The sequence below is a fragment of the Aeromonas sp. YN13HZO-058 genome, assembly GCF_001921245.1.
Classification (GTDB): domain Bacteria; phylum Pseudomonadota; class Gammaproteobacteria; order Enterobacterales; family Aeromonadaceae; genus Aeromonas; species Aeromonas allosaccharophila.
The window spans coordinates 159,759-166,645 of the sequence record NZ_MQSY01000038.1; the positions used below are offsets into that span (position 1 = coordinate 159,759).

General features: G+C 60.5%; 5 protein-coding genes and 1 pseudogene. 5 read left to right on the plus strand and 1 reads right to left on the minus strand.

Translation table 11 applies throughout. From position 1 onward, the window contains the following. Positions 1-185 precede the first annotated feature (185 nt). The 5 genes and pseudogenes from yjeM to BSP75_RS09365 all read left to right on the plus strand — a co-directional run. Positions 186-1,652: a glutamate/gamma-aminobutyrate family transporter YjeM gene (yjeM, locus tag BSP75_RS09345; protein WP_042655634.1), complete on the plus strand. Its 1,467-nt coding sequence runs from the start codon at positions 186-188 to the stop codon at positions 1,650-1,652. Between the two features lie 271 nt (positions 1,653-1,923). Continuing rightward, positions 1,924-2,835 (plus strand): D-alanyl-D-alanine endopeptidase, encoded by a 912-nt coding sequence (gene pbpG / locus BSP75_RS09350; RefSeq protein ID WP_075112963.1) that lies wholly within the window; start codon positions 1,924-1,926, stop codon positions 2,833-2,835. 224 nt (positions 2,836-3,059) lie between these two features. Continuing rightward, on the plus strand, positions 3,060-4,097 hold the full coding sequence (locus BSP75_RS09355) for an acyltransferase family protein (protein WP_075112964.1): 1,038 nt from the start codon (positions 3,060-3,062) through the stop codon (positions 4,095-4,097). 295 nt (positions 4,098-4,392) lie between these two features. After that, positions 4,393-6,435, plus strand: coding sequence for a TonB-dependent siderophore receptor (locus BSP75_RS09360; protein WP_075112965.1), 2,043 nt, complete (start codon positions 4,393-4,395; stop codon positions 6,433-6,435). A 64-nt stretch (positions 6,436-6,499) separates the two neighbouring features. Then, positions 6,500-6,658: pseudogene (locus BSP75_RS09365) on the plus strand (peptidase); the annotation flags it as partial. Between the two features lie 18 nt (positions 6,659-6,676). Here the strand turns inward: BSP75_RS09365 and BSP75_RS09370 are convergent. After that, positions 6,677-6,887 (minus strand): IS3 family transposase (locus BSP75_RS09370; protein ID WP_148140671.1); only part of this gene is annotated, 211 nt, incomplete at its 5' end.

Sequence of the window (6,887 nt, forward strand, 5' to 3'; positions counted from 1 at the left end):
CAAGGCCATGCAGCTCCGCCCATACATTCATTGACCGCCTGACGGGTAAGCCAGCCCTGTCAGCGCTGACCCGATCGTGCCAGCCACAACAGGATGAGATGGCGCGATAGCGTTATTAATTGGCCCGGTTTCGTCTGTTTAATTTTTGATTACTTTAAATCCAGCACCATCAGGGAGTTTTAAATATGTCAGCAAAAAAGCTGAAGTTGGGTGCCTTTATATTGATGATATTAACATCGGTATTTGGCGTCACTAATATCGGGATCGGCTTCTATCGAATGGGATATGCCGCCATTCCGATGTTCGTGATCGGCGGTCTGTTCTTCTTCATTCCGTTCATCCTCATGATGATCGAGTTTGGTACCGGCTTTCGCAAGGAGGCGGGCGGCATCTTTACCTGGATGCGCCACTCGGTCTCGACCCGGTTCGCCTTTATCGGTCTGACCATGTGGTTCGCCTCCTACGTCATCTGGATGTTTGGCAAGGCGCTCTCCATGTGGGTGCCGCTCTCCTTCATGCTGTTTGGCCGCGACATCACCGTCATCCCGGTCACTCTGGGCACCGGCATCGACTTTGGTCCCTTTATTCTGGGGGTCGTTGCCATCGCGCTGGTTGCCACCGTCACCAAGCTCATCACCTTTGGTAGCGCCCGTTTCGCCAAGGTGGCGGCCATCGGCGGTCTCTCCGTGGTGGCGCTCAACGTGTTGCTGCTGGTCGGTGGCGTCTTCACCTTCGCGGTGAGCGGCATGACCCTGCAGGAGCCCCTCACTCAGGCATCACTGGCAGCCTCTCCCAATGCCGCGTTCAACGACATCATTCCCTTCCTCGGCTTCATGGTATTCGCCATCTTCGCCTACGGCGGGGTCGAGGCGATGGCCGGGGTGGCTGACGAGCTGGAAGATCCCGAGCGCGACCTCAAGCGCGGCATCTTCCTCTCCGGCGCCTTCATCGTGCTCTGCTACATCATCGGTTTTCTGGCGGTCGGCTCCATCATGCGCTGGAGCGACTTCCCGGCCGAGGGAATCACCTCACTCTCCGCCCTCTTCATCATCATGCTGGAGCTGGGGCGCCATCTCGGTGGTGAGTGGTTGGGGCAGGTGTTCATGCGCTTTGCCGGGCTGGGCATGTTCCTGAGCTATCTGGGTGCCTTTATCGCCCTCTCCTACGCGCCGCTGCGCCAGTTCATCACCGGCACCCCGAGCTACTTCTGGCCGGAGCGCTTCCAGCGCGAGAACGAGAATGGCGTGCGCATTGAAGCCCTCAAGGTGCAAGCCTGGGTGGTCTGTCTGTTTATTGCCGCCAAGTCCATCTTTACCCTGATCAACCCGGAAGGGGCCGCCGCCCTCTATGAGCTGATCATCACCATGACCAACGTCGGCATGACCCTGCCCTACATGTTCCTCATCTACGCCTGGTATCGCTATCGCAACAACCCGGCGCTGGGCAAGGATCTGATCTTCTTCAAGAGCGCGGGTTCCGTGCTGCTGGCCACCATCATCAGCCTGATCCTGGTCGCCTTCGGCAACGTCTTTACCGTGGTGGCCCCCTTTATCTCCGGGGATATCTCCACCGGCGTCTGGACCATCATTGGCCCGCTGCTGTTCGTGGTGATCGCCATGCGCTTCAAGATCAAGCAGGAAGATGCCCACTAAACGGTGAGCAATGGCTCATGCCAATCGGGACCGCTCTGGTCCCGATTTTTCTTACTCCGCGATGCCCATGCCCCGGCAAACCCTCACCATGATGTCCTGTCGGCAGCCCCCATAAATAGACTCCAGAGAGGCCATTTTCACCCGCGTTTCGCTGCCAGAGCCCCTTTAACGCCGCAAATTATCAATATCAAGGTGAGAATGATTGTGAAGCGCCAGTTCACGACATATAACTTAGCCAGATATCCCTGTATTTCGTCCGGTAGAGCAGATCATGATGATGCGTTCCCTCCTTCCCCTGTTGCTTGGCGCAGTCATGCTGCCGGCCACTATGGACAGTGCCCATGCCAACCCCTTTTCCGCCAGCAGCAAGAGCAGCAGCGGCTTTCTCGAGCGGCGGGATGTGCCCAACCTCAGCTCGGCCGCCTTCGTGGTGGCCAACCACAGAACCGGCGAGGTGATCTCCGAGCGCAACGGCAACCGGGTGATGCCCATCGCCTCGCTCACCAAGCTGATGACGGCGCTGGTGGTGCTGGATGCCAACCTGCGGCTCAACGAAATGCTCACCGTGACCAATGCCGACATCGACCGTATCAAGGGGACCGGCTCGCGCCTGGCCATCGGCTCCAGGCTCAGCCGCGCCGAAATGCTCCATATCGCCCTGATGTCCTCTGAAAACCGCGCCGCCTCGGCGCTGGCCCGCCACTATCCCGGTGGCCAGCGCGCCTTCGTCGAGGCGATGAATGCCAAGGCCCGCATGCTGGGGATGTGGAATACCCGCTATGCCGACAGCACCGGGCTCAACCCGCGCAATGTCTCCACCGCGCAGGATCTCGCCAAGCTCGCTGCCGCTGCCGCCTCCTATCCGTTGATCCGCCAGTACTCCACCGACCAGCAGAGCTATGTGCGCACCAACAAGCGCCAGTTGCACTACCTCAACTCCAACCGGCTGATCCGCGAGGGGCAGTGGGAGTTCACCCTCTCCAAGACCGGCTATATCCGCGAAGCGGGCCGCTGTCTGGTGCTGGGCACCAAGGTCAATCACGAACCGGTGATCATGGTGCTGCTCAATGCCGAGACCACCAACGATCGGGTCGCCGATGCCAAGCGGATCAAAACCTGGCTGGAGAGCTCGGGCAGAACCACCCTGGCAGCCAATCAGAGCAGCATGATGACCCACCAGTAAGCCCGAATCCGCCCTGTCGAAGCGAGGCGCCCGCCTCGCTTTTTTTATTTGCGTGGCTGCGCCAAAAAACGGGAGCCAGCTCCCGTTACAGGTAACACCTCCCGCCATCCCGTTACAAAACGTAACCGCTCAACAACGTGACTCACACGAATAAAATCAATTGGTTGCAAGTTGACGGTGCGGGTTTTAGCGTGCCGTCACAACCCCTGTAACAACGAGCCACCATGCGTATTTCCAGTATCGAGTGCGGGCGGGTGCTGGCCATTCTGGCCGTGATGACCATTCACGTCTCCCCCTTCGCCAATCCGTTCAACCCCGCCCTGTGGGGAGGCGAATCCTGGCTCTGGCTGGGCGGCACCATCAACCAGCTGTGCCGCTTTGCCGTACCGCTGTTTTTCCTCTGTGCCGGCTACTTTCTGCAGCCGAGGCTGACTCGCGAGGCGCCGTTGACCGTGGCCTGGCGCTACTGTCGCCCCTTGCTGCTGCTCTGGCTGGGGTGGAGCCTGGTCTACCTGCTGGTGCCGTTCAATCCGCTGGATGCCGTGCAGCAGGGCTATCTGGTCTCCCTGCGCGGACAGTGGCAATTCCAGCTCGCCGACCCCCTCAACGGCTGGCTGGTGGGCGGCATGATCCATCTCTGGTTCCTGCCAGCCCTGATCATGGCGGTGAGCCTGCTGGCACTGTGCTACCGGCTTGGCAAGCCAACGCTCGCCCTCTGGCTGGGCTTTGGCCTCTATCTGCTGGCGCTGCTGGGTGGCTCCTATGCCAAACCGCTGCTGGGCGCCGAGTGGCCACTGCTCACCCGTAACGGCCCCTTCTTCTCCCTGCTGTTTGTCGCGCTGGGGGCCCTGCTGCGCCAGCGTCAGTGGCAGCCGGATGCCCGCACCGGCTGGCAACTGCTGCTGGCGGGCGTGGCGCTCTATGGATGTGAAGCCTGGGCGCTGCAGCACTTCGCCGCGGTGCCGCTCACCCGCCACGACTTCCTGCTCGGCTCCCTTCCCTGGGCCCTCGGTCTGTTTGGCCTGCTGCTGGCCAACCCCGAGTGGGGCAAGGGCAGCTGGCTGGAGTGCCAGGCCCCCAAGGTGCTCGGGATCTACTGCCTGCACATGATGCTGGTGGTCTGGCTCTTCATGTTCGGCCCGCAGGGTGCATCCATCCTGTGGGAGATTGCCAGGGTGCCGCTGCTGCTGGGAGCGTCTCTGCTGGTCTATCGCCTGCTGGCGGCCCTGCCCCTCACCCGCCGACTGCTGCGCACCCAGTGAGTCCGATATCCGGCCCGTCCTATCGGGCCGGATAGCTCTTCACGTTTCGCCCCTTTTTCTTCCTCTACGCCCTTTTTGCTCTCGCTTCATTCTCGCGCTTTTGCTGCAGGGGATTTTCATTTCAGCAGCGCTCCCCCAACCGCAACAAACCACCGCCACAGATAGCTCCATTTTCACCTTGCCAGACAAATGAAAATCAATATCATTGGCATCCCGCTTCAGCGGGTCAGGCTAATTATAATTAAATCAATATGTTCGAGCCGTCAGGTCGACATCCAAAGAGTCAATATTGAATATGCAGCACCCTCACTTTCGCAGAACGCTGGTCTCGCTGGCACTGCTGGGCACCGGCTTCACTGCCCAGGCCGCCGATGAAACCATGACTGTGGTTGGCAAACGCTCCCAACATCAGGAAGTCGCCACCGCTACCCGTACCAATACGCCAGCCAAGCTGGTTCCCCAGACCATCGACAGCGTCAAGGTCAGCGAGCTGACCGCCTTCGGCCAACCAACGCTGAGTGAAGCCCTGAGCGGCATCCCCGGGGTCAACGCCAGCGGAGACACCCGCTTCGACGGGGTCAATATCCGCGGCTTCAGCGCCAGCAACGACTTCTATCTCGACGGATTCCGCGACGACATGCAGTACACCCGGGATCTCGGCAACATCGAGCGGGTGGAAGTGCTCAAGGGCCCAGCAGCCGTGCTCTACGGCCGCGGCAGCACGGGGGGCATCGTCAACCGGGTCAGCAAGAAGCCACAGAAAGGACAGGAGTCCAGCGTCACCGCCCGGGTTGGCAGCTCTGACAACCAGCGGCTGACCGCCGACCTCAATGGCGAGGCGAGTGAGCAGGTGCAACTGCGCCTCAACATGGCGCAAGAGGACAAAGATAGCTTCCGCAACGGCGTGAAGAGCAAGCGCACGCTGCTGGCCCCTTCCGCCAACTGGGAGATCAGCGACAACCTCAACTGGCTGGTGCAGTACGAGCGCAACGAACATGACCGCACCCCGGATCGCGGCATTCCCGGGGTCAATGGTCGCCCGGCCGATGTGCCGCGGGAGTATGTTTACAGCGATACCAGCCGCGACTTCATCGATGACGTGGCGCAATCCACCCGTTCCCGCCTCTCCTGGGATATCAACGATCAGTGGCAGCTGCGCCAGCAGCTCGGTTACTCCACCCTCGACAGCCAGTTTGACAACACCTATGTCACCAGCGTCAAAGGGGATCAGGTGACCCGCTCCCGCTGGCAGCAGGATCTGAAAGCGAAGAATCTGATCAGCAACACCGAGGCCGAAGGTCTGTTCCAGACCGGCCCGGTGGAACATCGCCTGCTGGTCGGCTTCGAGCAGAACTGGCAGGAGCGCACACCCAAGCTCTACCAGAACGCCACCGCCATCCCGTCCGGCAACCTCTACGATCCGGGCTCACTGCCCACCTACAATGGCGCCATGAAGCTCTCCAGCGATGCCAAACACAAGGTGCGCGGCAATGGCCTCTATCTGCAGGATCAGCTCAGCCTGGGTGACTGGCATCTGGTGGGCGGGCTGCGCCGTGACGACTTCACCGTCACCAGTCGCCGCTACGACCTCAACAAGGAGGAGAGCGTCTCGGTCAACAGCCTGAGCCCGCGCCTCGGTCTGGTGTGGAATCCCCTCGAGGATCACGCCTTCTACACCTCCTACAGCAAGACCTTCACTCCGGTAGGCGGCGAGCTGATCGGCATCACCCCGGGTGACAAGAACAATGGGCTGGAACCCCAGCACACCCGCCTCTACGAGGGTGGCGTGAAGAGTGACTGGCTGAATGGCAAGCTGGCGACCACCCTCTCCCTCTATCGACTGGAGATGTACAACAAGCGCACCAAGGATCCGCTGGATCCCACCAAGGTGATCCTCACCGGCCTGCAGCGCACCGAGGGGGTCGAGCTGAGTGCCCGCGCCGAGCTGACCGACGAGATCTACCTGCGTGGCGGCTTTGCCATTCAGGATGCGGAGCAGGTCAAGGCGGATGCGGATCTGCAGGGCAAGCGCCCGATGAACGTCTCCCGCCAGAATGGCCAGCTCTATCTCGGCTACCAGAGTGGCGAGCAGGGCTGGTTCGGTGAAACCGGCGTGACGGCGGTGGGCGATCGCTTCGCCGACAACGCCAACACCACCACACTGCCCGGTTACGCCCGCTTCGATGCGCGCGCCGGTTATCGCTGGCAGCAGTGGGAAGCCCAGTTGAGCGCTGAGAACCTGACAGATCACGAGTACTTCGTCAGCGCCACCAGTGCCACCCAGATCATGCCGGGCACGCCCCGTCAGCTGAGCCTGACCGGTACCTACCGTTTCTGATCTCTGTGACAACCACCCCGACTGGCCAGCCCTTGCTGGCCAGTTTTTTTATGAAGCAACCACGATGAAACGCAGAAGAGTTCCCCTTCACAACAACAAATGGGTACGCCGCCTCCATGCCTGGGCCGGTTTTTTTACCCTCGCCCTGATGCTGATGTACGGCATCACCGGCCTCTGGCTGCAACACCGTGCCGTGTTGCCCATCCCCGGCCCGCACACCGACTGAATCGCCCCTGGTTTTCTAGACACTCTGTTGCTGAAAAATAAACTGCCTTTCAAACTCTACCGGTGACAACCCATCATTGGAACCATGGCGCCTGATTGGGTTGTAAAACATCTCGATATAATCAAACACATCACTGCGGGCTTCGTCTCTTGTCGCGTAAATCCTGCGCTTGATCCGCTCCCGTTTGAGCAACTGGAAGAAGCTCTCGGCGACCGCGTTGTCGTGA